General features: G+C 69.7%; 16 protein-coding genes. 10 read left to right on the forward strand and 6 right to left on the reverse strand.

Translation table 11 applies throughout. The features are described 5' to 3' along the window. Window positions 1–16: 16 nt before the first annotated feature. Window positions 17–1,426: an RNA polymerase sigma factor gene (locus WMF44_RS28220; RefSeq protein WP_437293143.1), complete on the reverse strand. Its 1,410-nt coding sequence runs from the start codon at window positions 1,424–1,426 to the stop codon at window positions 17–19. Between the two features lie 322 nt (window positions 1,427–1,748). Here WMF44_RS28220 and WMF44_RS28225 point away from each other — a divergent pair, with 322 nt between their 5' ends. Then, window positions 1,749–2,261 (forward strand): hotdog fold domain-containing protein, encoded by a 513-nt coding sequence (locus WMF44_RS28225; RefSeq protein ID WP_437293144.1) that lies wholly within the window; start codon window positions 1,749–1,751, stop codon window positions 2,259–2,261. Between the two features lie 335 nt (window positions 2,262–2,596). Continuing rightward, window positions 2,597–4,084 carry a hypothetical protein gene (locus WMF44_RS28230; RefSeq protein WP_437293145.1) on the forward strand — a complete coding sequence of 496 codons (1,488 nt, stop codon included), beginning with the start codon at window positions 2,597–2,599 and terminating at the stop codon, window positions 4,082–4,084. A gap of 100 nt (window positions 4,085–4,184) precedes the next feature. Here the strand turns inward: WMF44_RS28230 and WMF44_RS28235 are convergent, their stop codons facing one another. Both WMF44_RS28235 and WMF44_RS28240 read right to left on the reverse strand, forming a co-directional pair. After that, window positions 4,185–5,507 carry a DUF5690 family protein gene (locus tag WMF44_RS28235; RefSeq protein ID WP_437293146.1) on the reverse strand — a complete coding sequence of 441 codons (1,323 nt, stop codon included), beginning with the start codon at window positions 5,505–5,507 and terminating at the stop codon, window positions 4,185–4,187. Window positions 5,508–6,392: 885 nt separating this feature from the next. Then, a complete protein-coding gene (locus tag WMF44_RS28240; protein ID WP_437301702.1) occupies window positions 6,393–7,493 on the reverse strand; it encodes a hypothetical protein in 1,101 nt (366 codons plus the stop codon). Window positions 7,494–7,640: 147 nt separating this feature from the next. On the opposite strand from WMF44_RS28240, the gene WMF44_RS28245 reads away from it, so the two are divergent. Next, window positions 7,641–7,994, forward strand: a complete 354-nt coding sequence (locus tag WMF44_RS28245; RefSeq protein ID WP_437301624.1) for a BON domain-containing protein — start codon at window positions 7,641–7,643, stop codon at window positions 7,992–7,994. 265 nt (window positions 7,995–8,259) lie between these two features. On the opposite strand, the gene WMF44_RS28250 is transcribed toward WMF44_RS28245, so the two are convergent. Beyond that, window positions 8,260–8,826, reverse strand: a complete 567-nt coding sequence (locus WMF44_RS28250) for a hypothetical protein (RefSeq protein ID WP_437293147.1) — start codon at window positions 8,824–8,826, stop codon at window positions 8,260–8,262. Window positions 8,827–9,028: 202 nt separating this feature from the next. Here WMF44_RS28250 and WMF44_RS28255 point away from each other — a divergent pair, with 202 nt between their 5' ends. From WMF44_RS28255 to WMF44_RS28275, 5 genes are all read left to right on the forward strand, one after another. Beyond that, window positions 9,029–12,238 carry a Kelch repeat-containing protein gene (locus tag WMF44_RS28255; RefSeq protein ID WP_437293148.1) on the forward strand — a complete coding sequence of 1,070 codons (3,210 nt, stop codon included), beginning with the start codon at window positions 9,029–9,031 and terminating at the stop codon, window positions 12,236–12,238. A 187-nt stretch (window positions 12,239–12,425) separates the two neighbouring features. Further along, entirely contained in the window at window positions 12,426–13,697 is a 1,272-nt protein-coding gene (locus WMF44_RS28260) for a radical SAM protein (RefSeq protein WP_437293149.1), read from the forward strand. Continuing rightward, entirely contained in the window at window positions 13,694–14,659 is a 966-nt protein-coding gene (locus WMF44_RS28265; protein WP_437293150.1) for a hypothetical protein, read from the forward strand. The genes WMF44_RS28260 and WMF44_RS28265 overlap by 4 nt, the downstream gene beginning before the upstream one ends. 645 nt (window positions 14,660–15,304) lie before the next feature. Continuing rightward, on the forward strand, window positions 15,305–15,556 hold the full coding sequence (locus WMF44_RS28270; protein ID WP_437293151.1) for a hypothetical protein: 252 nt from the start codon (window positions 15,305–15,307) through the stop codon (window positions 15,554–15,556). A gap of 186 nt (window positions 15,557–15,742) precedes the next feature. Further along, a complete protein-coding gene (locus WMF44_RS28275; protein WP_437293152.1) occupies window positions 15,743–16,867 on the forward strand; it encodes a radical SAM protein in 1,125 nt (374 codons plus the stop codon). 112 nt (window positions 16,868–16,979) lie between these two features. Here WMF44_RS28275 and WMF44_RS28280 read toward each other — a convergent pair whose 3' ends face one another. Then, window positions 16,980–18,260, reverse strand: coding sequence for a lipase family protein (locus tag WMF44_RS28280; protein WP_437293153.1), 1,281 nt, complete (start codon window positions 18,258–18,260; stop codon window positions 16,980–16,982). Between the two features lie 653 nt (window positions 18,261–18,913). Here WMF44_RS28280 and WMF44_RS28285 point away from each other — a divergent pair. Further along, window positions 18,914–19,801 carry a glycine zipper family protein gene (locus WMF44_RS28285; RefSeq protein ID WP_437293154.1) on the forward strand — a complete coding sequence of 296 codons (888 nt, stop codon included), beginning with the start codon at window positions 18,914–18,916 and terminating at the stop codon, window positions 19,799–19,801. Between the two features lie 184 nt (window positions 19,802–19,985). Next, window positions 19,986–22,199 carry a hypothetical protein gene (locus tag WMF44_RS28290; protein WP_437293155.1) on the forward strand — a complete coding sequence of 738 codons (2,214 nt, stop codon included), beginning with the start codon at window positions 19,986–19,988 and terminating at the stop codon, window positions 22,197–22,199. Window positions 22,200–22,467: 268 nt separating this feature from the next. Here the strand turns inward: WMF44_RS28290 and WMF44_RS28295 are convergent, their stop codons facing one another. Continuing rightward, window positions 22,468–23,793, reverse strand: a complete 1,326-nt coding sequence (locus WMF44_RS28295; protein WP_437293156.1) for a hypothetical protein — start codon at window positions 23,791–23,793, stop codon at window positions 22,468–22,470. Window positions 23,794–23,825 lie beyond the last annotated feature (32 nt).

Here is a 23,825-nt window from a genome sequence, read left to right on the forward strand (position 1 = left end):
CGGCCCGGCCGCCCGCTCACCGGGGGTTCAATATCGTGTCCAGCTCCTCGATCGCCTGCCGCTGGATCGCTGTATCGAGCCGCGCCTCCTCGAGCAGGGCGCGCGCCTCCGGGTAACGCCTCGCGATCACGAACGCCCGGATCCAGAGCACCTTGCGCTCCGACGCGAAGAGGGTGTTCGGCATCTCGCGCTCGTAGCGCTGGAGCGCCGCGATCGCCCGGTCCGGATCGCGCGCCTGCAGCGCCTTGGTGACCGCGTCGAACAGGGCGATGTCGTGATTGCTGCCGGGCCCGTCGATCTCGATCTTGAGCTTCTCGATCGTCTCGGCGGCGACCGGCGCCGGCGCGCGCTCCCCCCGGTCAGGCGGCGGCACGCGCGCGCGCCGCTGGGCCGGGGGGCTCCGCCGCGGCGGCATGGCGGCGACGGGCGCCGGGGCCGCCGGCGGCGACGGCGGCTCGACGCGCGGCGCCGCCGGCTCGGCGGGCCGGCGCGGCGGCATGGCGGCGACGAGCGCGGGCGCGACGTGCCTCACCTCCTGCGGAGGCGGCGGCTCCGGGGCCTGGAGCGCGAGCCAGGCCGCCCCCGTGGCCGCCGCCGCCGTGGCCGCGACGGGCGCGGCCACGCTCAGGGTCGGCAGCTGGACGAGCTTCACGAGGCCCTTGAGCCACGTCGCGGCGTCGCTCAGCGCCTGGCCGACGCCCCCGGCGGCGTTCCCGGCGCTGCCCGCCTTGAGCGCCCCCACCGACTCCTGCACGCCGCGGAGGATCGAGATCCGGACGTCGTCGGGCACGCGCGGCGAGATCCGCGCGGTGGCGAGGATCGCCGCCAGATCCAGGGGCAGCACGAGGCGAGAGCCCTCCCTCTTCCGGTCCTCGCGCCGGCGCTTCAGCAGGATGTCGTGGAACAGGCGCATGGCGCGCGCGCGCCACTTGTACGCGGTGGACAGCGGGATGCCGCGCTGCTGCGCGAGATCCGCCATCGAGGTGCAGTGGAGATCGTGCCCGACCAGGATCCAGTGCGCATCGGCGTCGAGCTTCTGCATGAGCTCCAGCACGACGAGCCGCTCCTGATCCGAGATCAGCAGCTCTTCCGAGGTCTTGGCGGGGTCGATGAGGGGAGGGAGCTCGTCGTCGGGCACGAGCTCTTCGTAGCGGTGCTGGGCCCGCTGCAGGTAGTGCGAGGCCGTGTGGACCGTGATCCTGTTCAGCCAGCGCTCGGGCCGGGAGATCTCGGGGTTGTATCTGTCGAAGCTGAGGTACGCCGCGAACAGGACCTCCTGCGCGAGGTCCTTGCGATCACGCAGCGGGACCCCCAGCCCCGTCAGCCAGCGCCCTACGAGCGCGGAGGTTTGCTCACGAAAGAGAAGCTCGAAAGCGCGCTCTTTTTCAGGTGGGCCGCCTTGGCCCGGACGTCGAGGTCTTGTCATACACAAGTCCAGTTCCGGGCACGGACGGGAGATTGCCGCCCGAAGCAGGCCGCGCGCGACGGACGGGGGGCCGGACGGCTGCTCACGGGCGCCAGGAGGCCGGAAATCCCGCAGAATCCTCGCGAAAACGGGGCGCAATGGCGCTCCGGATCCATCCGATTATAGAATAGCATTCTGTAGAATAATTCATGCGGCGAATGGGTCGTACCGCACCCAGGTTGCGGCGCGAGGAGGCGCCGGGACGCACCGGCTCGCCGGGGATTCCGGGTGCGCCCGCGCGCGACTCGAGGCAGGCTGCGCCCCCGCTCCGCGGATCCAGCGCATGAAGCTCACCGACTTCTCTCTCGCATCGATCGCGGCGAGCTCGCGCCGCAACACCATCCGCGACGTCTGGGACAAGCTGAGCCCCCTGCCGGGGGGCAAGCGCCTGTTCAGCCGGCTCATCGGCGCGATGGCCCCGTACACGGGGACGATCCGCGCCGAGGTCGAGGTCCTCGAGCGGGGGCGCGCGGAGGTGTCGATGCGCGACCGGCCGGGGCTGCGCAACCACCTCCGCTCGGTGCACGCCGTCGCGCTCGTCAACCTCGCCGAGCTCACCGGCAACACGGCGCTGTCCTACGCGCTGCCCGACGACGCCCGGTTCATCGTCGCGGGCCTCTCGATCGAGTACGTGAAGAAGGCCCGCGGGACGATCCGCGCCGTCTGCGAGTGCCCTCTCCCGGAGACCAGCGAGCGCAGGGAGTACGATATCCCGGTGAGCCTGCGCGACGCGACGGGGGCCGAGGTCGCCCGCGCCGTCCTCCGCAGCCTCGTCGGTCCGAAGAAGCACCCCTGAGCTCGGCGCCGCGCCGCCCTTACCGAGCCCCCCGGCGCTCCCGACCCCTGCAGTCCGGCAAAGCGCCACGCGCCGGAGCCCCCCTGTACTCCAAAGCACGCTGCGCTGCGGCGGAGCCCTAAGCTCCGGAGCAGACGTGTGCTCCAAAGCACCTTGCTGGCCGGAGCAATCCTGTGCTTCGGAGCAATCCTGTGCCCGCGAGCACACGGGGAGCTCAGCTGTCGCCTGACCTCCCCTGCAGCGTCTCACCCCGCCCCACACCGCGCCAGAGCGCGGACAGAGGGTTCGAGTCAACACGCTCGACAAAGCGCTTCCAGGGTGTTTCGATTCTTCTCATGAGGAACCGGTCAGCGATGGTGGCGCTCGCCGCGACGGGGATCAGCGTGATCTTCGCGGCGTGCGGGGGGGCCGACGGCTCGGTCTCCGCCGGCGGAGCCGGCGGAGCGGGCGCCGGGGCCAGCTCGGGGACAGGCCCGGGGAATGGCACGGGGAACGGCCCGGGAACAGGCGGAGCGACGAGCACCGGAGTTGGCACCGACGGGCCTGGAGAGATCACCACCGGGCCAAGCAGCGGCGCCGGCGAGGGCGCCGGCGGCGAGGCGTCGTGCGCCGGGGAGACGAAGACGGCGGAGCTCGTGCCGCTCGACCTCTACATCATGCTCGACTCGTCGGGGTCGATGAGAGATCGGCTCGCGACGGGCGGCACCAAGTGGACCGCCGTGACCGACGCGCTCGAGGCCTTCTTCACCGACCCCAAGTCGGAGGGGCTCGGCGTCGGGCTCCAGTACTTCCCTCTGCTGAACGCCGGCCAGCCCATGAGCTGCAGGACCCACGAGGAGTGCGGCGTCAGCGGGCCGTGCGCGCTCCGGGCCTGTCGCAGCTCGTTCGACGCCCGCACGGGCATCCAGGTCTGCGTCACCGACGCGGACTGCCCGGACGACGACGCGTGCATCGACATCGGCGTATGCTCCCAGAACAGCAACATCGTCTGCGGCGACATCGGCGAGCGCTGTCCCAACCGCGCGGGCACGTGCAACAAGGTGACCCGGAGCTCCTGCGCGCATCCGTACTCGTGCGTCACCGAGGACTACGCGACGCCCGCCGTCTCGATCGCGCCGCTCGACGCCGCCTGGGCCGACGAGCTCATCGGGTCGATCGACCGGACATTTCCCGACGGAGGCACGCCCACCGCCGGCGCCCTGTCCGGCGCGATCGCCCAGGCCCGGGCCCACGCCCAGGCGAACCCGACCCACAGGGTCGTCACCGTGCTCGCCACCGACGGGATGCCCACCGAGTGCAACCCCACGTCCGCCGACGGCATCGCGGAGATCGCGGCCGAGGGGCTGGGCGGCTCGCCGAGCATCTCGACCTTCGTCATCGGCGTCTTCGGCAGGGACGACGACGGCGCCCAGGCCACGATGAACCGCATCGCCGAGGGCGGCGGGACGACGTCGGCCTACTTCATCGACACGAGCTCCGACGTGACGCAGGCGTTCCTCGACGCGCTCAGCGAGATCCGCGGGACGAGCCTCGCGTGCGAGTACCAGGTCCCGGCGCCGTCCGCCGGGCAGACGCTCGATTACGGCACGCTCAACGTCCAGCACACGCCGCCGGAGGGCGCCGACCCGTCGACCATCTTCTACGTGGCCACCGAGGCGCGCTGCGACGCGACCGCCGGCGGCTGGTACTACGACGTCGACCCCGCGACCGGCGGCACGCCGACGAAGATCGTGATGTGCCCCGCGACGTGCACCCACTTCCAGGCGGGCGGGCAGGTCCAGCTCCAGGTCGGCTGCAAGACCGAGATCCCGCCGATCAACTGAGCCCTTCCCGCCACCTCGCCGGCGCCACGCGCCCCCCATGGCTCGCGCGCACGGCCGGTAGTTGGTGGCGCGTGGCGCGTGGCGCGTGGCGCGCGGCGCGTCAGGCGTCGAGCGCCGCCGGCCGCGCGGCGGCGGACGGGCCGCGGGTGCGCAGCCAGAAGTACGCCGCGGACGCGGTGAACAGGGCCCCGCAGACGAGCGCTGTCGCGTAGCTGAAGCCGAGGAAGAACTCGAGCCACGAGCGCTTCGCCTGGCCAAAGCTCTTGTAGAGCAGGAGCGCCACGCTCCCGAGGTAGCCGAAGGCGTCGGCCGCGGTGATCAGGAATCCCGCCGTCGCCACCGAGCCCACGGCCGCGATGAGCCGGTCGAAGAGGACGCAGTTGTACGGGACGTACCCCACGTAGAGCCCGAGCCCGACGCTGATCATCCAGGCGACGGGGCCGATGACGCCCGCCTGGTAGAGCGCGGTGCTCAGCCCCGCGAGCGCCGCCCCGGCGACCATGACGCCGTGGATCGCGGCGAGCGCCGCGCGGTTGTTGCGGATGCCGATCATCACCGCGACCGAGAGGAGCGCGCCGATCGCCACGGGGATCTCGGCCGTCGTCAGGATGGCCGGCTGGTCGGTGTAGCCGAGGGCGTCCCAGATCTCGCGGGCGAAGTTGTCCCGGAAATCGCGGTAAGCGGTGAGGACGACGTAGCCGAGGACGAGGGTCGCGAGCCCGCCCGCGTTCGCGAGGACGAACGCGCGCCGCGCGGCGCGGTCCATGGGCGCGCGCCGGGTCCGGAGCGCCTCGTCGTCCACCGAGGGCGGCGGGATCTGCGCGAGCATCCACACCGAGAGGAGCAGCGGCGGGAAGAAGAGGGCCCCCGTCACCGCGGGCATCCACACCTCCGGGACCCCCCAGCCGAGCGTGACTTTGCCAACGGTCTTTACGAAGCCGCTCGCGACGATGAAGCTGGCGCAGAGGCCGGCGCCGAGCAGATCGCTCACGCGGCGCCCCTCGAGGAAGCCGAAGACGAGCCCCCAGACCATGCCGAGGGGCAGGCCGTTCAGCGCCAGGAAGACGGCGGCGTACGGCGCAGGCGCGAGCGCGAACAGGACGAGCGCGACCTCGCTCACCCCGATGCACGCGAGGATGGCGAGCGCGCGCCGCTCGGGCGGCATCTCGGAGACGATCTTGATGCCAAGGAACTTGGAGGCGCAGTACCCGAGCACCTGGGCGATGATGTAGAGGCTCTTCAGATCGAGCGCGGGCAGCAGCGGCAGCGCGACCATCCCCTTGTAGGAGCCCACCGCGAACGGCTTGCGGAAGGCGTACATGCAGAAGTAGGTCGAGAACGCGGCGATCACGGCGAAGGCCGTGAACACCGGCGCAGGGGCTCGCTCGAGCCATTTCGTCACGCTTCGCTGCTGGGCCGGCATGGGAGCTCCGAGGAAGGCGCGAGGGTAATCGCGGCCGCGCGGCGCGCGCATGGTTTTTCGGTGAGGAGCGGGCCGGACTGCCGCCCGCACACGAACACGCGAACCGCGGATCTCGCCGTGGCCTGCAGAGCGTCCGGCCGGTATGCCGCGATGGTCGCATTTTTCGCCTTCCGCCCTGCTCATTCTTCTCCCGGCTCGTGTCGCGGCTCGCCCCTCGTCGCTCCGGTCCTCGCTCTTCGTCTCTCGCGCCCCTCATGGGGCGCCCGCGGGCGTGCGGCGTTCGAGGAAGCTCATCGGCGATCGATGAAGCGGGCTCATCCGCGCAGTGATGGTCGAGATCGGATGGCCTGAAGTCGACACATCGGCGAGCGACGCCGGCGCGCGGCCCGGAAAGTCATGTGAGCTCGTCCGTCGGCTCCCGGGTCACCCTCAGGGGAAGCCCTAAGTCATGATGTCGTCACTGTGGCACAACGTCTCTGTGAGACGATTTGGTCGCTCCGGCATGGGGCGCATCGCGCCTCGCAGCGGGCCTGACGGGGCGAAATCTCCCTGAAAACGGAGCGAAATACCGCCCTCGCCGTCCTGGAACACCCCTTGCGATGTGCGATGACGGATCGCGCCGGGGCGTCGGGGCCCTGGATCTTCAGCCCACGCGGCGCCGGACAGGCACGCACGACCGGCGGCCCGATACGGCTGTCCTCCCGCACGCTCGTGCGTCGCCCGAATGTAGACCGAGCGTCGGCTGGATCACCGGAGAGGAGCGGCCCAGTTTCGCTGCCGTGTCGCTCTCCTCGCAAGAAAGGCGGAGGAGTCATGCCGAATCGTCAGGGATGGATCGACGAGGAACATAACGATGCGCCGGGGCGCGACGACGAGCGGTTTGGGTCAACCCCGGGTCAGCGGGGCGATGAGCGATATCGTGGCGAGCGCGGAGCGAGCGGGGATGCTAGTTACGGGCATCGTGGCAACTACGAGCAAGTCCTCCAGCGAGACGATCGGCGCCATTCCCGCGGAGGTCACGATGATCTCCGCGGTCGCCCCGATCAGCGAGAGTCTGTCGGACGCGGCCACGAGGGCGAGCGCGACGGCGAGGGCGACCCGAGCTGGCGCGGCCAGGGCGGCGAACGCGGCTGGGAGGTCCGACAGGATCGCGCCTGGGGGCAGCGCGAGGACGCCCGGCGTGAGGACTGGGGCGGCCAGCGTGATGACTTCCAGCGAGGAGGTCGCGACGATCTTGACGCCAGGCGCGGCCACGGCGGCGGCCAAGGCGGCTTCGGCGGCGGCCAGGGCGGCTTCGGTGGCGGCCAGGGCGGTCACGGCGGCCAAGGTCACTTCGGCGGCGGCCAGGGCGGCTACGGCGGCCAAGGCGGCTTCGGCGGCGGCCAAGGCGGTCACGGCGGCGGCCAGGGCGGATTCGGCGGCGGCCAGGGCGGCTTCGGTGGCGGCCAGGGCGGCTTCGGTGGACAGGGCCACTTCGGCGGCCACGGCGGAGAGGGATCCGGCCGCGGCCAGGGCGGATTCGCCGGTGGCCAGGGCGCCTATGGCGATGAGGGCAGACAGGGCCGCTTCGGCGGACAGGGCCGCTTGGGCGAACAGGGTGGTTTCGGCGGACAGGGGCACTTCGGCGGACAGGGTGGCTTCGGCGGCGGCCAGGGCGGTTATGGCGCCGGTCAGGGCTATTTCGGTGGCCAGGGCGGCTTCGGCGGACAGGTTGGCCAGGGCGGCTTCGGCGGACAGGGCCACTTCGGCGGCGGCCAGGGCGGTGAGGGCGGCCTCGGAGGCCAGGGTGGATTCGGTGGCCAGGGTGGATCTGGTGGCGGCCAGGGCGGCTTCGGTCGCCAGGGAGGCCTGGGCGGAGTCCAGCACGAAGGATACGGAGCCCGCGGCGGCCTCCGGCAGTGGGCCGACGACGAGCGCGGCTGGAACGAGCGGCCAGGACAGCAACGCGGGTACGAAGGCCACGAGTCGTCCTTCGACGGCGATCAAGGCCCTTCCCCTCGGCCCTACGGCGGACAGGGATCCGGCGGACAGGCCTCAGGCGGCCGCAGCTTCCTCCAGACCGTTCGACAGGGCGGCGGGCCCGGCGGCTCGCGTGGTCGCCCGCCCAAGGGGTACAAGCGCTCGGACGAGCGGATCCGCGAGGACATCTGCGATCAGATCTCCGATCAGCCGGACCTCGACGCGAGCGACGTCGAGGTGAAGGTGCAGAGCGGCGAGGTCATCCTCTCCGGGACCGTCCGCGAGCGTCGCGTGAAGCACCAGCTGGAGGCGCTCGCCGAGCGGATCTCGGGCGTGGTCGACGTGCGGAACGAGATCCGGCTCTACCGCGAGCAGCAGCAGGGCGAGGCGAGGACGAGCGCGGGGTCGTCGTCGAGCGAGCGCGCGGCCGCGAGCACGAGCGGCGTCACGGCGGGCTCCGCGACCTCCATCGGCGCGACGTCACCCCCGGAGACGAAGAACAACGAGTCGCGCCGGAACGCCTCCTGAGCGCCGGCGCGAAGGGCCGAGGCGGGCGGGCCGCCGCGCGGCGGTCGATCGCAGGCCGAGCGCGCGGCACACGTGGCGGCGGGAGCCGCCGCGGCCACGCCTAGAACAGCGATCATGTTGAAACCCGGAGAATTTTCACAGGGAGGCGAGGAGGCGGGGAGGAAGAAAGAAAATGAATTTCTCCCTCTTGCCGTCTCTCGCTCCCCGCCTCCCCGTCTCCCTGTGAAATTCCTGCTTTTCTCGGGGTTTCAACCCGTTTGTCGTTCTATCCGCCGCAGCCGCCGTGGGTGTCCTCGCCGCCGCCGCCTGCATTGCCCCCACCGCCTTCGTTGCCCCCGCCACTCCCGTCGCTCTCGTCACCGCAGCTGACCACCCACAACCCGGTCGGTCCGTCGCAAGTGGCACTCACTGTGCCACACTCGCGCTTGTAGCTGCACGGCCCCACGCCGTAGTAGGAACTGCAGTCCGTTTCGTTCTCGGGCGCCGTATCGGGACATGCGGTGCAGTGCTCGACCCACACGCCGTCGGTGCAGGTGACGCTGCAGGGGGAGCAGGCGTAGTCGCAAAGCTCGCCCTCGTTCGCGCAGCGCGCCCCCGGCGGCGCGCCCCCTCCTGAGAAATCACACGCGACGGGGGCGTCGCCACCGGTCGAGGCGCTGGACGACGTGGTCTCCTCGGGCGTGTCGCCAGCGCCGCTCGATACGCTGGAGGACTGGGGCTCGTCGGGCGTGCCGCCCCCCGAACCTCCGCCGGAAGGCTGCTCGACCGCGTCGGAGCAGGCGAACACAGGAAGGAGCGCGAGGGGAATGAGCCATCGGACAAAGGTCTTCATGCCGCCCCTTCAGCAACGGATGTGCCAGCCTGATGTGCCAGCACAAATCGTGGATTTCCGAGCGCGAGACGATGAGACTGCGCCAGGGTGAGCCGATTGCTGCTGTATCGACGGCACATCGGGCAGCGTGCGGAGCGCGTCCTCCACGCCCTGAATCTTCGCGCCACCGCGAGCAACAGAAGGCCGCGGAGGTCATCGGGACATGAGATCGATCGGAAGGCTGGGGAGCGCCGCTGCCTGCGGGTTCGTGACACTTTGCGCGGGCGTCGCGTCGGCGGCCAGCGCGCCGTCCTGGGAGAGCGTGTCGCCGATGATCACCCCGCGGGGCGAGCACACAGCCACGGTGCTCCAGGACGGCAGGGTGCTCGTCGCGGGTGGATACCCGGAGCTGGACGGACCGCCCTACACGACGAGAGAGGCGATGAGCCTCAACGCAGTCGAGATCTACGACCCGGCGACCGGGACATGGTCGCCCGCGGCGCCGCTCCTCCAGGCCCGCAGCGGACACGCGGCCATCCTGCTGCCAGACGGCCATGTCCTCGTGGCCGGCGGCAGGATGATGAACGCACAGGCGCAGGGAACCTCCCTGTCTTCGGCCGAGATCTACGACCCGATGAGCGACACCTGGACGCCTGCAGGGCCGCTGCCGATAGCGCACCCCGCGCCCTCGATGATGCTCGCCGGCGGCAGGCCGGTGCTCGTCGGGCTGGCCTGGCAAGACGTCTACGACGAGTTCGATGGCCAGTTCGTGCTGCACTATTACCAGAACGCAGCCATCTACGACCCGGAGTCGCGCGGCTGGACGGACCTTCCGCACTGCGACGCCGTGGACCGGTGGGTGAGGCTGCCTTACAGGCCCCAGCCTGTGAGCGCGACCCTGCTCCAGGACGGCCGCGTGATGGTGGCCGGAAGCGGCTGCAGCCTCTATGACCTGGAGACCCAGCTCTGGACCTGGGAGCTGGGCGCCGTGAAGCCGACGACCGAGCTTGCGTATCCCGGCGCGACGACGCTCCCGGGCGGCGGGGTCCTGGTCGTCGGAGGCACCCTCCCCGCCGGCCCGGCCCCGGAGATTCACGCCTTCTCGCAGCTCTACCTGCCGCAGGACGACCGCTGGGAGCCGACCCCGGGACCGTATGCTCCGGCATCGAGCCCGTGCGGGCAGGACTCCTCGGGTATCCAGGGGATGCGCACCTCGCTGCTCCCGAGCGGAAAGGTGCTGTTGACCGGAGGCGCGGAGCCCTGCAGGCCCGCGGGCTCGACAGCGTCCGTCGTTCCTTTCTATGCGATCCAGGCGCTCTTCGATGAGGCGACCCTCTCCTGGTCGAGCCTCGACCTCGCGCCGCCCGTGACCATGGCGCGCGCCTACCATTCCTCGACGCGGCTCAACGACGGCAGCGTGCTGATCGCCGGCGGCTACGTCGACGCCGCGACCGCCACGGCGTCTGCCGTGCTCTTCCGCGAGCGCTCGCCGCTCGGCGAGACCTGCGACGCCGACAGCGACTGCGGGAGCGGCTTCTGCGTGGACTCGGTCTGCTGCGAGGCGGCCTGCGCCGGCCCCTGCGACGCCTGCGCGGCGGCCTCGGGCGCATCGCAGGATGGCGTCTGCACCCCCCTCACGGGCGTCGCCTGCGACGACACGGACGCGTGCGTCGTCGGGGGTGTTTGCGAGGCGGGCGCGTGCGTCGACGGCGCGGCCGCGCCGGACGGGACGCCGTGCAGCGACGGCGACGTGTGCTCCGCGGCGAGCGCTTGCGTGGGCGGGGCCTGCGTGGGGTCGAGCCTCGCGGTGTGCCTGCCCGTCGATGACTGCCATGAAGCGCCGGTGTGCGACCCCGCGGCGGGGTGTGCGGCGCCCGCGTCCGCGAAGCCGGACGGTGCGCTCTGCGATTTCCCGGGCTCCGCCGAGAGCTGGCAGGCGACGGGGCGGATGGGCGTCCTCCTCAACCTGCCTGCGGCCACGCTGCTCCAGGATGGGACGCTCCTCATGATCGGGTTCGGCGAGACAGGGAATCCGCCGCGTGCGGGCGATGTCTGGCTCCGCTATGACCCGAGCACGGGCTCGTGGCAGCCCCCCGAGAAGCTGAACGCGCCGAGGCGCCCGACGAGGCTGGTATCGCTTCCGGACGGGACGGCCCTGGGGATCGCCGATGGCCCGCTCCGGCGCCCCTCGCAGACGGTGCGATTCGACCCTGCGACGGGCGTGTGGACGCCGGCCGCGCCCACCATCGTGTCGCGCTCTATGGCCGACGCGACGGTCACGCCGCTCGCGGACGGCCGGGTGCTCGTCGCCAGCGGCGACGGCAACGTCGACGGCGGCGGAGAAAAGGTCGAGATCTACGACTCCGCCACCGACACGTGGACCCTGGCAGCGCCCATGAACGTTCCGCGAAGCAACGCCGCGGCGACCTTGCTGCAGGACGGCAGGGTCCTCGTCACGGGCGGAGACAGGCAATCCCTGGAGGTGAGCGCGGAGATCTACGACGCGGCGACCGACACGTGGACAAGCGTCGCCTCGATGCAGTGGAGGCGCCGCCGCCACGCGGCAACGCTGCTTCTGGACGGCCGGGTGCTCGTCAGCGGGGGACGAGTAGGAAACACCGGAGCCAACATGAAGCCGGCCGAGATCTACGATCCGGCGAGCGACACGTGGACCCCGACCGGAGAGATGGTCGAGCCACGGGACTCCCCCCGCGCAGCGCTCCTCCCCGATGGCAGGGTCCTGGTGACGGGCCTCCCGTCCCCCTCCAGAGCCAAAGACGGTGCCTTCACGGCCGAGATCTACGACCCAGCGAGCGACACCTGGACGCTCGCGCCGGCGCTGGACGTGAGGGCTCAGAGCGCCGTGATGGAGCGGCTCCACGACGGCCGTATCCTGATCGCCGGCGGCAGTTCGGGGCATCAACGTCTCGACAATGCGTGGCTCTATGTCGCAGCGCAGCCGGCGTCGCCCGGGATGTGCCAGAGCGGCGCCTGCGTGCCGGGCGGAGGCGGGAGCGAGAGCGCTGGCGCGGGGGGCGGCAGCGACGGCGCCGGCGGCGGCACCACGGGCGAAGGCGGCGGGGCCGTGAGCGGCAGCGGCGGTGCAGGCGGCCACGGCGGCGGCGACGGGGGCGCTGGCGGCGAGGGTGGCGCTGGCGGCACAGCCACAGGCGGCCAAGGCGGTGACACCAGCCATCAAGGAGGCGCCACATCCACCACGACCAGCGCGGGCGGCGATGACTCCACGACCACCGGCGCCGGCGCGACGGGCACGCAGAGCAGCGGCGGCGGTGAGCTCCCGAGCGCAGCAGGAGGCTGCGCCTTCCGCACGGCGAACGGCCCTCAGGACGCACCGGCCTGGCTGCTCGCCCTCGGGGCGCTCGCCGCCACGCGGCTGCGCCGGCGCCTCGCAAGGCCCCGCCGCGCCGCCTGAGCTCTCGAGAGCACGTGCGCAAATCGCACTGTAGCTCGTCCCCACTCCCGCAAATCGTTTCGTCCTCGCAAGAGCCAGGCGGATGGCGATGGCCGACGGCGGGCGTGCGCCCGCAGCGCCGTGGGCCTCGCGTCCGCCCCCGCGAGCCCGGTTGACTCGACTCGGTGACTCATCGACCATGTCGTCCATGGTCCCCTTCGTTGCCTTCATTCCGCTGTCGAACTGGCTGCGGGGCTTCGATCGCTACGGGATGTGTTACTCGAAGGCGTTGATCCGCGAGTCGACCTTCCCCGACGCTTTCTACATGCTGAAGGAAGACGAGCCCTTTGCGCCCGGGCTCGACAAGGCGCGGAGGCTCGTGACGAGGCTCGGGCGGCCGAAGGATCGCGTCGTCGCGCTGCGGGCGCGGCTCCCCGTCGGGCCCGACGCGATGCGCCCGAACGACGTGACGGGCACGGGCGTCGGCTGGCGCTGGCCGTCGAGCGAGATCCCGTTGAGCGGCGTGGCGTGGGTCGATGCGCGTGGCGCCCTCGTGCCCACCCGGCACGAGGAGATCACCGCGGAGGCCTTTCGCCTCGATGACGCCGGCCTCATCGACTGGGCGAGATGCCGGCCACGGAGCATCTCGGTGCTGCCCGTCGCGAATGCCTGCCAGGCGCGTTGTGCGTTCTGCTTCTCGAAGGCGAGCGCCTCCGATCTCGCGCGCCAGCGGAGCGCCACGCTGGCGCGCTACCTCGACTGGGCGAGGCGCGCGAAGGAGCGCGGCGCCGAGCGCGCCGTCATCACCGGCGGCGGCGAGCCGACGTTGCTCGAGCCCGAACGGCTCCGCGCGCTCGTTCGTGGCCTGTCCGAGCTCTTCCCGAAGACCCTCCTCATCACGAACGGCGCGCGCCTCGACCTCGCGCAGGTCGAAGGGCTCCGGGACGCAGGGCTCACCACCCTCGCGGTGAGCCGGCACGGCGTGACGCGCGAAGACGACGCGCGCATCATGGGGATCGAGGTCGACTCCGGCGCGCTGGGGGGCGCACCGGGCCTCCGCACGCGGGCCATCTGCGTGCTCCAGCGCGGCGGCGTCGACGACGCCGCGAAGGTGCGCGCCTACCTCGAACGGAGCGCCGGAGAGGGGTTTCAGGAGGTGTGCTTCAAGGAGCTCTACATCTCGAGCCTCTCGGAGAACCCGTGGGCGCCGAGCGCGGCCAACCGGTATTGCGAGGCAAACCAGGTGCCTCTCTCGCTCGTGCTCCACGCGCTCGCGGACCTCGGCTTCGAGCGATGCGCGGAGCTCCCCTGGGGGAGCCCGGTCTTCGAAGGAACCCTGGGAGGCCGCGTGCTCCGCGTGGCCGCCTACACCGAGCCATCGGTCGGCTGGGAACGGACTCATGGCATTGTCCGCTCGTGGAACGTGATGGCTGACGGGTCCTGCCTCGCCTCCCTGGAAGATCCGAGCTCCACGTTATGAAGCACGAAGCGTTTCTCGCGCGCCGCGCGGAGCTCAGGGCCACGCGTCCTTCGCTCGTCGATCTCTCGGAGCTCAACCTTTACAGGAGCCTCGCCCGTCTCTTCCCGGCCATCGCGCCCTCGACGCACCCGGAGGCACCGTATCGCTGTCACCTCGCGGAGCGGTTCCTCGCGCACCTCGATCTCCCGCAGGCGCTCAAGCCGCGCACGCAGGTCAGCCACGGTATCCGTCGCTCGCTTCGCGCGTTGTTCGAGCTCCTCGCGAAGCGGGAAGCGCGCGTCGGCGTCCCCGCCGACGTCTACCCCGTCTACCAGCAGCTCGCGGCCGAGGCGGGAGCGACCGTCGTCCCGTGGAATGCGCGCCTCGGGTTACCTGTCCTCGACGGGCTCGACGCGGTGTTGATCTGCGAGCCCCTGAAGCCGTGGGGCTCGCACCTGTCGCCGCCCGAAGCGGCCCAGCTCCGGCGCTGGGCGCGCGCGGACGAGCGGCGCATGCTGATCCTCGATTCGGCCTATGCGACGCCGCCGACGGAGCAAGCTCGGGCGCTGCTCGACGACGGGAGCGCGATCCTCCTCGCCTCGCTGTCGAAGGGCTGGCTCATCCCGGATCACGCGGGGCTCTGCATCGTGCCCGAGCGTTTTCAGAAGGAGGCGCGCGACGCCTTCGCGAAGCTGCCGAAGGACGAGCCGCGGGTCCGCATCGGCTACGCGGCGCTCACCGAACATGCCTCGCGTCCGCGGGAGGTCGGCGCGATCCTGGGCGAGCGCGCGCGCAGCCTCGACGCGCTGACGAGCGCGAGGCCCGATCTGAGAGCTTCCCGGTGCAACGGCTACTTCGCGATCTCGGCGAGGTCGTTCGGGGAACTGCTCGAGCTCGGGATCCTCGGCGTGCCGGCGCCGGTCTTCGGTGGGCCCGAGGACCTCAGCGTGCTCTCGAGCCTCGAAAGCCAAGGAGCTCGCTGAGCCACGGCGTTCGAGGCATCGGTACGTTGTTGATTTGGCGTCGCCCTTCATGAGGGCCGCACGGGGTCGTCGCTCCCCTCGATGCGAATGGAGAGGAGCTGGCGCTCATCAACACTTTTCCCGAACGGTCGCGCGCTCATCGCTAGCGGCAGGTACTGTGACGACGAGGTGGAGCAGACGCCAAAGCTTCGCGGCGACGGCATCGACGGAGCTCTTCGCGGCGTCGGGCACGCCCGCCGCCGCGATCGACATCAATGTAGAGCTTGAGCGGCGCCGCCTGGCGCAGCGTGTCCACCACGATGGGGAACCGGCTCATCGGCATATGGAGCAGATGGACGTGGTGCTCGGCACGGCGGGGCGCCAGAGATAGTCGGATACCAGCGCCGTGTCATCCGGGGAGAAGTCGATGCCCACCGCGACGAGTCCGCCCCCGCTCGGCGGGTCGCACGAAGAGCCATGCACCCGCGCGGGGCTGGGCTTCCCGGAGCCTCGCGCCAGCGTCGCCAGGAGGACCCGTTACACCTCGGAATCCAGATCTGGTCCACGCTGCCACCCCATTGCGAGTGGCTGCGAGTAGCACAAGCTTACCATGAGGTGCTCCCGCGCCCGATGGGCGTGCCGGGTGTACGAGATCTGGAGTTGACGATGAACAAGGACATGAATGAATCTTTGCACGCGGCGGCAGAGCCGTGTGGCGACGAATTCAAGGAGATAGACCTTACCGCTCTGAACGCCGATCCGGAACACATCCGGAAGATCGGGAAAGAGGCCGTAAGGTCCGCGGTGCTGTCGGTCGCAGCCCTGCGCGAGGGGCAGAGGCGACACGACTCGCTCACCCTCAGCGAGTGGACTGACTTCGGCTCCGCGCCGAGGCCCGGCGTACTTCCGGAGGGCTAGCGACAGCGGCGTTCCGAGGAAACATGCCCTCTCTGAGGTCGGGATCGGCGCGGGCTGCTGTCCGGAGCCCCCTTCCTCGCAACCGCACTGATCACGGAGAGCGCCTGGATGGCCCCCGTCGTGAGACTGCCTATCGCAACCGATCGATCTCACGCCGTCCCCATATCGACGTATGTGGTGAAGGTGGTGAGCCGCTGCAACCTCAACTGCAGCTATTGCTACATGTATAACCTGGCGGATCGGACGTACGTGTCCCAACCCGCGGTGATGCGCGAGGACGTCACGGCGGCGTTGTCGAGGCGCATCATATCGCACACGGCCCGACACGACGTTCCGACCGTTCACGTCATCCTGCACGGCGGGGAACCGCTCTTGCTCGGCAAGCGCCGCTTCCGCGGGTGGGTTGAACAAGTCAGGGGCGCGCTGGAGGGGGCCGACGTTCGCTCACACTTCAGCGTCCAGACCAACGGTGTGCTGATCGACGACGAGTGGATCGATCTCCTCGCGGATCTGTCCATCAACGTGGGCCTCAGCATCGACGGCCCGAAGCGCTTTCATGACCGCCACCGAGTGGACCACCAGGGCGCCGGGTCGTTCGACAACGTCGTGGCGGCCATCCGGAGCCTCCAAGCGCACCCGAGGGGGCCCAGGATCTTCGCGAACGTGCTCGCTGTGATCAACACGGACATCCCACCTCGGGAGATGTTCGAGCTGTGGCAGTTCCTCGACGTCCCGGGCATGGAGATCAACCTCCCACACGCGAACCATGAGAATCGGCCGCCGACGGGGGCGATGCCGTACGGGGACTGGATGATCGAGCTGTTCGACCTCTGGTTCGAGCAGAATCGGCCCGATCGACACGTGCGGTATTTCGAGAACATCCTGCGCCTCTTGTTCGGGCATCCGATGAGCACCGACAACATCGGCGGAAGACCTGCCGGGGCGATCATCGTGGAGACCGACGGCAGCATCGAGCCGACCGACGCGTTCAAGTGCTGCGAGCACGGGCTCACCAAGCTGGGCATCAACGTGCTGCGCAACGAGTTCGACGACGCGCGTCGCTCGCCGATCGTTCGCGCGATGCAGGGCGGCGTCACGGCGCTCTGCGAGACGTGCCACGCCTGCGATCTGCGGGACGTGTGCGGAGGCGGATACATGCCGCATCGCTTCAGCCGGGAGCGGCGGTTCGACAACCCCTCCGTCTACTGCGATGACCTGCAGAAGCTCATTCGCCATATCCGTCAGCGCGTCATCGAGTCGCTGCCCCCCGAGATGATCGCGACGGTCCGTCCGAGCAGGGTCCATCCCTGAGGGGAAGGATCCACGCCGACGACGGAGTCCTGCCGCGCCCGGAGCCGGCATACAAAGGCAAGCCAGCGCCCGCTCGACCATGATCATAGCGGGCCCTGACGAAGGCGCTCACTCACAAGAACTCGCTGCCAGGGACGGGTCCACGGGAGGCGCGGAGGTAGTTGATTGGCATATGATCGCCCAGCGAATAGCCAAGCAGGAGCGGTTCACGCAGTAAGGGAGGAACGATCTTCTTCGCGAGCCATTCCACGGGTCCGAGGTCGGGGAGCAGGCCGCGAGGGGAGAACTGCTCCTCGAGCCAGGAAAGAGCGCTGCCGAGCATGGCGACCCCCCCAATGCGCACCTGGCCCGCGGTCGGCCCCCTTTTGTTGATCCAGCCTTCTACCGAAGAGCTGTACTCCTGACCGAAGTGCTCAAAGACCCCTGCCGAGCGCGGTGGCAAGTGCGGTATGACGTCTCGGCGATAAACGTGCCGGAAGAGCCTGTCCCCGAACTCCCTCTGGAACTTCGTGGCAAAAGCCCGGTCGCCGACCATCGGTTGGCCGAATGTGTAGATTCCGCGCAACAGCGGCCGCAACTCACGGAGCTTCTCGTCCGAGTAGATCAGCGCCGCCGCGAGGACGGCGAGCGCGCCGCCCAGGCTGTGGCCGGTGATGTAGAGCGCCTCCATCTTGAACCGGAGCGCGTCCTCGAGCGCCCCCACCATGGACCACAGTCTCGTCTTTCTGCGAAATTCGGCAGCTTGCTTCGACAAGCCCGAATCCTCGCCACAGGACACACAGACATCCTCCGCCGAGGACTCCTGAGCGCAGCGCTTGTTTATCGCATCGCGCTCCGATGCTCGACAGATTGATTCACCGCTTTGGGCAGCGACAAGGTAGTGTTTTACACGTGACCACACCGAGAGTATGCCGCGATGGAAGCCTCCGTGCACACGTCCGGCGGCATAGAACGCCTCCGTCTTCATATTGATATTGGCCAACCAGTTGGTCAGAGGCTGCAGCTGCGATCCACGAAAAACGAGGATTCCCACCCGCCCATCCCTGCTCAGGGCGAAGTGCGCAAGCGAATCCATGAGAAAGCCCTGATTATTGAACTTGACCGTGACACAGACATTCGAGAATCCGCGGCGTTCCATCATTCTGATGACTTCCTCGTTGTCCGAGTATGCCCATGCCGACGCGGCAGCGAGAAGAGATGAAGCAGTGTGGTCGTATGCACCTGGACTCACGTTCACGAGGTCGTCGACGAGGGCACCGGCTCTCACACGTGCCGCTGCAGCCGCCCACTCCTCCGGAAAGAGAGCGATTGCACGCTGAAGTGTTTCAGCGATCCGGATGCCGTCGGCGCTGCTCGACATGTCATGATCTGGCCACAAATCCTTGCCTGTCATGGCTCACCTCGCTCCTCATCGCCATTCGGCCGGCGTTCGCTATGGAAGCTGCGACGAGCACGCGCCTCCGGCCGGGGACGCGCGCGTGTCGTCGCTCAGAGTCCGGTTGGCGTGAGCCGCGCCTCCATCACCAGCGCTCATCGTGAGCTGGTTCGACCCGCAGCGTAACCTTTGCGCCGACGTCGCGCCCCGCGCCCACCAACACCGGAGCGGGTCGATCGCACACCTCAAACTACCACCGCCTCCCCCCTCTGCAACCACCCGAGCACGGCGGAGGCCCGCAAACAGCCTGCCAGGTCTTCCGACGAGAATAGGTGAAAACCCGGGCCAGAAGATCGAGCGTCCTCGCAGGATATGGAGGAAAGAGACGCCAGAGGGATTCAAGCATACCAGGGTGGATCGCCGCGCACGCCTCGGGTCGCAAAGCGCCCCCTTGGACGAAGCGGCTCCCTGGCAGGTCGGCTTGGCCGCGCCCCGGGCGTCTGCGCGGCGCTCAGCGCTCCCACGCTGCGCTCCGCGATCGAGCGCCCACCCAGGCATGTCAAGCCTTTTCGGCAACACCCTGTGCGGCCGAATTTGGCCCCCTCCGTCCCCTCCTTGTGATCCTATCGGAGACGCCGGTCGCGGGCGCCGCGTCCTGCCCGCGTCTGTCTATGGCCGAGGTGCTCGCCGCATCGCTCGCGTTCCCTGCCGTGATCTTCACGGTCGCGCTCGCGCTCGCGCTCATCTACTGGCTGTTCGTCCTCCTGGGCGCGGTCGACCTCGACCTGCTCGGCGGCGCGCACGGCCACGCTGCCCCCGACCTCGGCGGGCTCGAAGGCGCCGCCAAGGGCGCGCTCGAAGGTGCCGCGAAGGGCGCCCTCGAAGGCGCCGCCAAGGGCTCGCTCGAGGGCGCCGTCAAGGGCTCGCTCGAGGGCGCGGGCACGGCGGACGGGGCCGGCGTCGCGCAAGACGCCGGCTCGCTCCTCGCCGCGCTCCAGCTCCACCGCGTGCCGGCGACCGTGTCGCTGACGCTGATCGCGGCGTTCGGCTGGTTCACGAGCGCCCTGTCGACGGTGCTCGTCGAGCCGCTCTGGCTCGGCTGGGGGCTGCCTCGCTGGGCGCTCGGCGTCGCGGTGCTCGCCGGCTCGCTCGTCGCGGCCGTGCTCTCGACCTCGCTCGCGGTGCGGCCGCTCGGCCCGCTGTTCGTGACCCGGCACGGCCAGTCGAAGAAGGATCTCGTGGGCCGCGTGTGCGTCATCTCCACCGGGCGCGTCGACGAGCGCTTCGGCCAGGCGACGATCGACGAGGGCGGGGCGAGCCACATCCTCGACGTCCGGTGCGACACAGAAGGCGCGCTCCGCCGGGGCGACCGCGCGCTGCTCGTGAGCTGGGACCCGGACCGAGAGATCTTCAGCGTCGAGCCGCTCGACGCCCTGCTCGGCCCTCCCCCTCCCCTGGCCGAGCGGGGTGCGTCCCGCGTGGAAGCGCGCCTGGCCGGCGTCGAGGAGGACGACGCGCCCGCGGCGCGCGCAGCGGACGAGCGGCAGCGCCGCGGCTGAACGCCGGCGCGGGCGCCGCCGCTGAACGCCGCTGTCGGGCGGGCTGTTTCGTGTACGCTCATCCCCCGAGGGGGCATCATTCGGCCCCCGACCCGGCTCTGAGCGGGCCTGGCCGTCCGACCCTCACCGACGTGAACGCGGGGGCCGGCGCCCTCCCCTCCACCGAAACGCGAAGGAGCTCCGCGTGCCCCCTGTGACCGTCCCCTTAATCATCGTCCTCGTCGGCGTCCTCGCCTTCGTCGCCCTCGGGATGCTGGTGATGTACGCCAAGTTCTACCGCCAGGTGGATCAGGGCAAGGCGCTGATCATCAACACGAGAGGCCAGGACCCCATCGTCACCTTCACCGGGACGCTGGTGCTGCCGATCATCCACCGCGCCGAGTACATGGATATCTCGGTCAAGACGATCGAGATCGACCGGCGCGGCAAGGAAGGCCTCATCTGCAAGGACAACATCCGCGCGGACATCAAGGTCACCTTCTTCGTGCAGGTGAACAAGACGCAGGACGACGTGCGCACGGTCGCGCGGACCATCGGCTGCGTCCGCGCGTCGAACCCCGAGACGCTCGAGCAGCTCTTCGCCGCGAAGTTCTCCGAGGCGCTCAAGACGGTCGGCAAGCGCCTGAACTTCGAGGACCTCTACAAGGAGCGGCAGAAGTTCAAGGACGACATCATCGACGTCATCGGCAAGGACCTGAGCGGGTTCGTGCTGGCCGACGCGGCGATCGACTACCTGGAGCAGACGCCCATCGAGCTGCTCGACAAGGACAACATCATGGATGCCGAGGGCATCCGGAAGATCACCGAGCTCACGGTCACGCAGAACGTGCTGACGAACGAGCTCCGCCAGAAGGAGCGGATGGAGATCGGCAGCCAGAACCTGAACTCCGACGAGGCCATCTTCCGCTTCGAGCAGCGCCGGGCCGAGGCCGAGGCGAAGAAGGCGAAGGAGATCGCGGTGGCGCAGGCGCGCGAGCAGAACGAGGCCGCGCGCATCGTGAGCGACGAGCGCAAGAAGACGTTGCTCCTCCAGGAGAAGAACGACGAGGAGGCCTTCGTCGCCCGCGAGGCGAAGGAGCGCGGCGTCTCGGTCGCCCAGAAGAACAAGGAGCGGGAGGTCGCGGTCGAGACCGAGCGCGTCGAGAAGGCGCGTCAGCTCGAGATCGTGAGCCGCGAGCGCGACGTGACGCTCCAGCAGATCGCGCGCGAGAAGGAGCTCGAGCTCCAGAGGAAGGACATCGCCGACGTGGTCCGGGCGCGGATCGCGGTCGACAAGACGGTGGCCGAGGAGGAGGAGCGCATCAAGGACGTGCGCGCGGTGGCCGAGGCGACGCGCCTCAAGGACGTGACGCGCATCAACGCGGAGGCCGAGGCGCAGGAGCAGCTCGTCAAGCAGCTCAAGGGCGCCGAGGCGAGCGAGGAGGCGGCGAAGTTCCGGGCGCGCGAGAAGCTCATCACGGCCGACGCCGAGCTCGAGGTGAGCGACAAGGCCGCGCGCGCGAAGATCCGCCTCGCCGAGGGCCTGCAGGCCGAGTCCGCGGCCGAGGGGCTGGCGCGCATCCGGGTGAAGGAGGCCGACGCGCAGGCGATCGAGAAGCAGGGGTTCGCCGAGGCGCGCGTGGCGCTCGAGAAGATGAACGCCGCCGCCGCCGGCGAGGAGAAGCAGGGCCTCGCGCGGGTGATGGTCAAGGAGGCCGAGGCGATGGCGATCGAGAAGCAGGGGCGCGCCGAGGCGACGGTCGCGAAGGAGCGGCTGCTCGCCGAGGCGGCGGGCATCGAGCAGAAGGGGCTCGCGGCCGCGCGGACGCGCGAGGCCGAGGCGCTCGCGCTGGAGAAGACGGGCCTCGCCGAGGCGACCGCGATCAAGCAGCGGCTCCTGGCCGAGGCGGCCGGCACGGCGGAGAAGGCGGCGGCGATGAAGGCGCTCGACGGCGTCGGGCGCGAGCACGAGGAGTTCCGCCTCCGGCTCGAGAAGGAGCGGGCGGTGGAGCTCGAGTCGCTGCGCATCCGGGCCGAGATCGCCAAGGCGCAGGCCGAGATCCTGCACGGGGCGTTCGAGCACGCGAAGATCAACATCGTCGGCGGCGACGGTGCGTTCTTCGATCGCTTCGTCAAGGCGGTCACCCTGGGCCAGTCGGTCGACGGGCTCGTCGACCAGAGCGCGACGGTGCGCGCCCTGGCCGGCGACTACCTGAACGGCAACGCGAGCGTCACGGAGGACCTGAAGCAGCTCGTCGCGCCCGGGGCAAAGCCCTCGGACGGCACGCTGTCGGGGCTCCTGACGTCGCTCTTGCCGAGCGCCGACGCCGACGGGAAGAAGAAGATCGAGGCGCTCGCCCAGAAGGCGCGTGAGCTCGGCATCGACGAGCTCGCGAAGCTGCGCGGCCCGCGCGCCTGAGCGGCGCTCCCGCTTCGGATACGGGCCCACCCCGACGTTTTCGGTGCTCGGCGCACCGCAGTCTCAGAATTGATCCTCTTGGGAATCGGCGGAGTGCCCGTGCCCAGCTGGAGGCGGCGATGTCGAGCGCGATGACCTCACGGCGATCGCGACTCACCAATTCGACGGCGGGCCAATCGGCGAATCGCTCCCGAACGTGCGAGGGGACGAGGTGCCCTCCGAGGCCACGGTGAAACGAGCTTCTCGAAATCATCGTGGCCTCACGAAGCTAAAAGAGGACTCCTCCGAGAGGGAAACCGGCGATCGCCTCTCGATCCGCTTCTTCAAGGCCAGCGCGGGTCCGGTCCGTCCAGATCACGGCCGGCCAGTCGGCAAACTGAGCGACGAGATCGGCGGGTGCGCCATGACGCGCGAGGACGAGCCGCTCCAAATGAGCCAGATCCCTCCGCCTCGCGAGCAGCGCCTCATACATGCCGCGTCGGGGCGTGATTTGTGACCAGAGATCGAGGCTCCCGATCTGTGCCAGGATCGGCTCGTCGAGCAGGGCGCTCGTTGACTTCGCGTCGAGCGGAGCGTCCCACAACGCGAGGTGCTGAAGCGCCGGGAGGCGGTCAGGGCTGAGTGCAGCCAGAACCGAGGACAGTCCCGCCGCTTCCCAGCGGACCGTGACACGCTCGAGCTGGGGTAGCGGCGATGCGGTCAAGCCGCCGAGCGCTCGGGCGTAGCAGGCAAGGGCCAGCAATCCAGGCAACGAGGGTCCAAGCGCGCCTCCGGCTCGCGATGTAACGCTCAGGTGCGAGACGCGGTCGATACGGCCGTGCTCCATGAGGAAAGAAACGAACGGATCGAGCTCCGCGTGGACCTCGATGCGCAGACGGCGGATGAAGCGTCCGGCAGGATGGTGCAGCAAGCGGCGAAGCGCGTGGATGGCGTACGTGTGGGGTGCAGGCGGCTCGACGCGGGGATCGAAGCCGAGGTCGCGTGGATCGGCGCGCAGCAGCAGTGATTCAAATCCGTCCGCAAGGGCAACAGCGTCGGCGTCCGCCACGGTCGCCTCGCGAACGAACCCAAGGAAATGCTCGTACGAGAAGGTGCCTGGAAGAGCGTGCTGGACATCCTCGAGGGCACCAAAGAGGCGGCCCCCGTGTGCCCGCAGTAGTTCATCCTCACGCTTGCGCAGATCCGGTGTGTCCGCTCGAAGGCGTGCAGCTTCAATTTCAATGAGTTCGCCCCGCGGGTCTCCTGACGCACGGAGCAGCTCCGCGAGAAGCAGGTAACCTGTGGGCTCTTCAGGCTCATCGTCGATGAGCGACTCGACGTCAGTGTAGGATGAAGGGGGCGTCAGGGGATGGCGGAAGCCTGATGCGAGGAGCTTCGTTACGTGATGCTCGAACACCGTCACCGCCGCGATCGCGCTGTCGTATACATTATGCTTGGTTTCATGAATGCCGCCGCCCGCGAGGCTCTGCCCGAAGGTGTGGCCGAGAATGCGCAGCGTTGCGTGCTGAGAGGTGCTCGGTTCGACCAGGTTGAACTCGAATTCTCCCGCGGGGAGTGGGTCTCGTTGCTCTGCTCTCATGCTAGGATTTGCCATGGCATAGGTTCCTCAGAGCCTTTGTGGGCGAG

The sequence above is a fragment of the Sorangium sp. So ce426 genome (assembly GCF_051475585.1).
GTDB lineage: Bacteria > Myxococcota_A > Polyangia > Polyangiales > Polyangiaceae > Sorangium > Sorangium cellulosum_B.

What these genes read in the sequence shown, in the direction of transcription:
- WMF44_RS28265 (WP_437293150.1), top strand. Translation starts at nt 13,694, where the DNA reads ATGAAGCACGAAGCGTTTCTCGCGCGCCGCGCGGAGCTCAGGGCCACG.
- WMF44_RS28225 (WP_437293144.1), top strand. Translation starts at nt 1,749, where the DNA reads ATGAAGCTCACCGACTTCTCTCTCGCATCGATCGCGGCGAGCTCGCGC.
- WMF44_RS28250 (WP_437293147.1), bottom strand. Translation starts at nt 8,826, where the DNA reads ATGAAGACCTTTGTCCGATGGCTCATTCCCCTCGCGCTCCTTCCTGTG.
- WMF44_RS28255 (WP_437293148.1), top strand. Translation starts at nt 9,029, where the DNA reads ATGAGATCGATCGGAAGGCTGGGGAGCGCCGCTGCCTGCGGGTTCGTG.
- WMF44_RS28280 (WP_437293153.1), bottom strand. Translation starts at nt 18,260, where the DNA reads ATGACAGGCAAGGATTTGTGGCCAGATCATGACATGTCGAGCAGCGCC.
- WMF44_RS28270 (WP_437293151.1), top strand. Translation starts at nt 15,305, where the DNA reads ATGAACAAGGACATGAATGAATCTTTGCACGCGGCGGCAGAGCCGTGT.
- WMF44_RS28285 (WP_437293154.1), top strand. Translation starts at nt 18,914, where the DNA reads ATGGCCGAGGTGCTCGCCGCATCGCTCGCGTTCCCTGCCGTGATCTTC.
- WMF44_RS28260 (WP_437293149.1), top strand. Translation starts at nt 12,426, where the DNA reads ATGGTCCCCTTCGTTGCCTTCATTCCGCTGTCGAACTGGCTGCGGGGC.
- WMF44_RS28235 (WP_437293146.1), bottom strand. Translation starts at nt 5,507, where the DNA reads ATGCCGGCCCAGCAGCGAAGCGTGACGAAATGGCTCGAGCGAGCCCCT.
- WMF44_RS28220 (WP_437293143.1), bottom strand. Translation starts at nt 1,426, where the DNA reads ATGACAAGACCTCGACGTCCGGGCCAAGGCGGCCCACCTGAAAAAGAG.
- WMF44_RS28230 (WP_437293145.1), top strand. Translation starts at nt 2,597, where the DNA reads ATGAGGAACCGGTCAGCGATGGTGGCGCTCGCCGCGACGGGGATCAGC.
- WMF44_RS28295 (WP_437293156.1), bottom strand. Translation starts at nt 23,793, where the DNA reads ATGGCAAATCCTAGCATGAGAGCAGAGCAACGAGACCCACTCCCCGCG.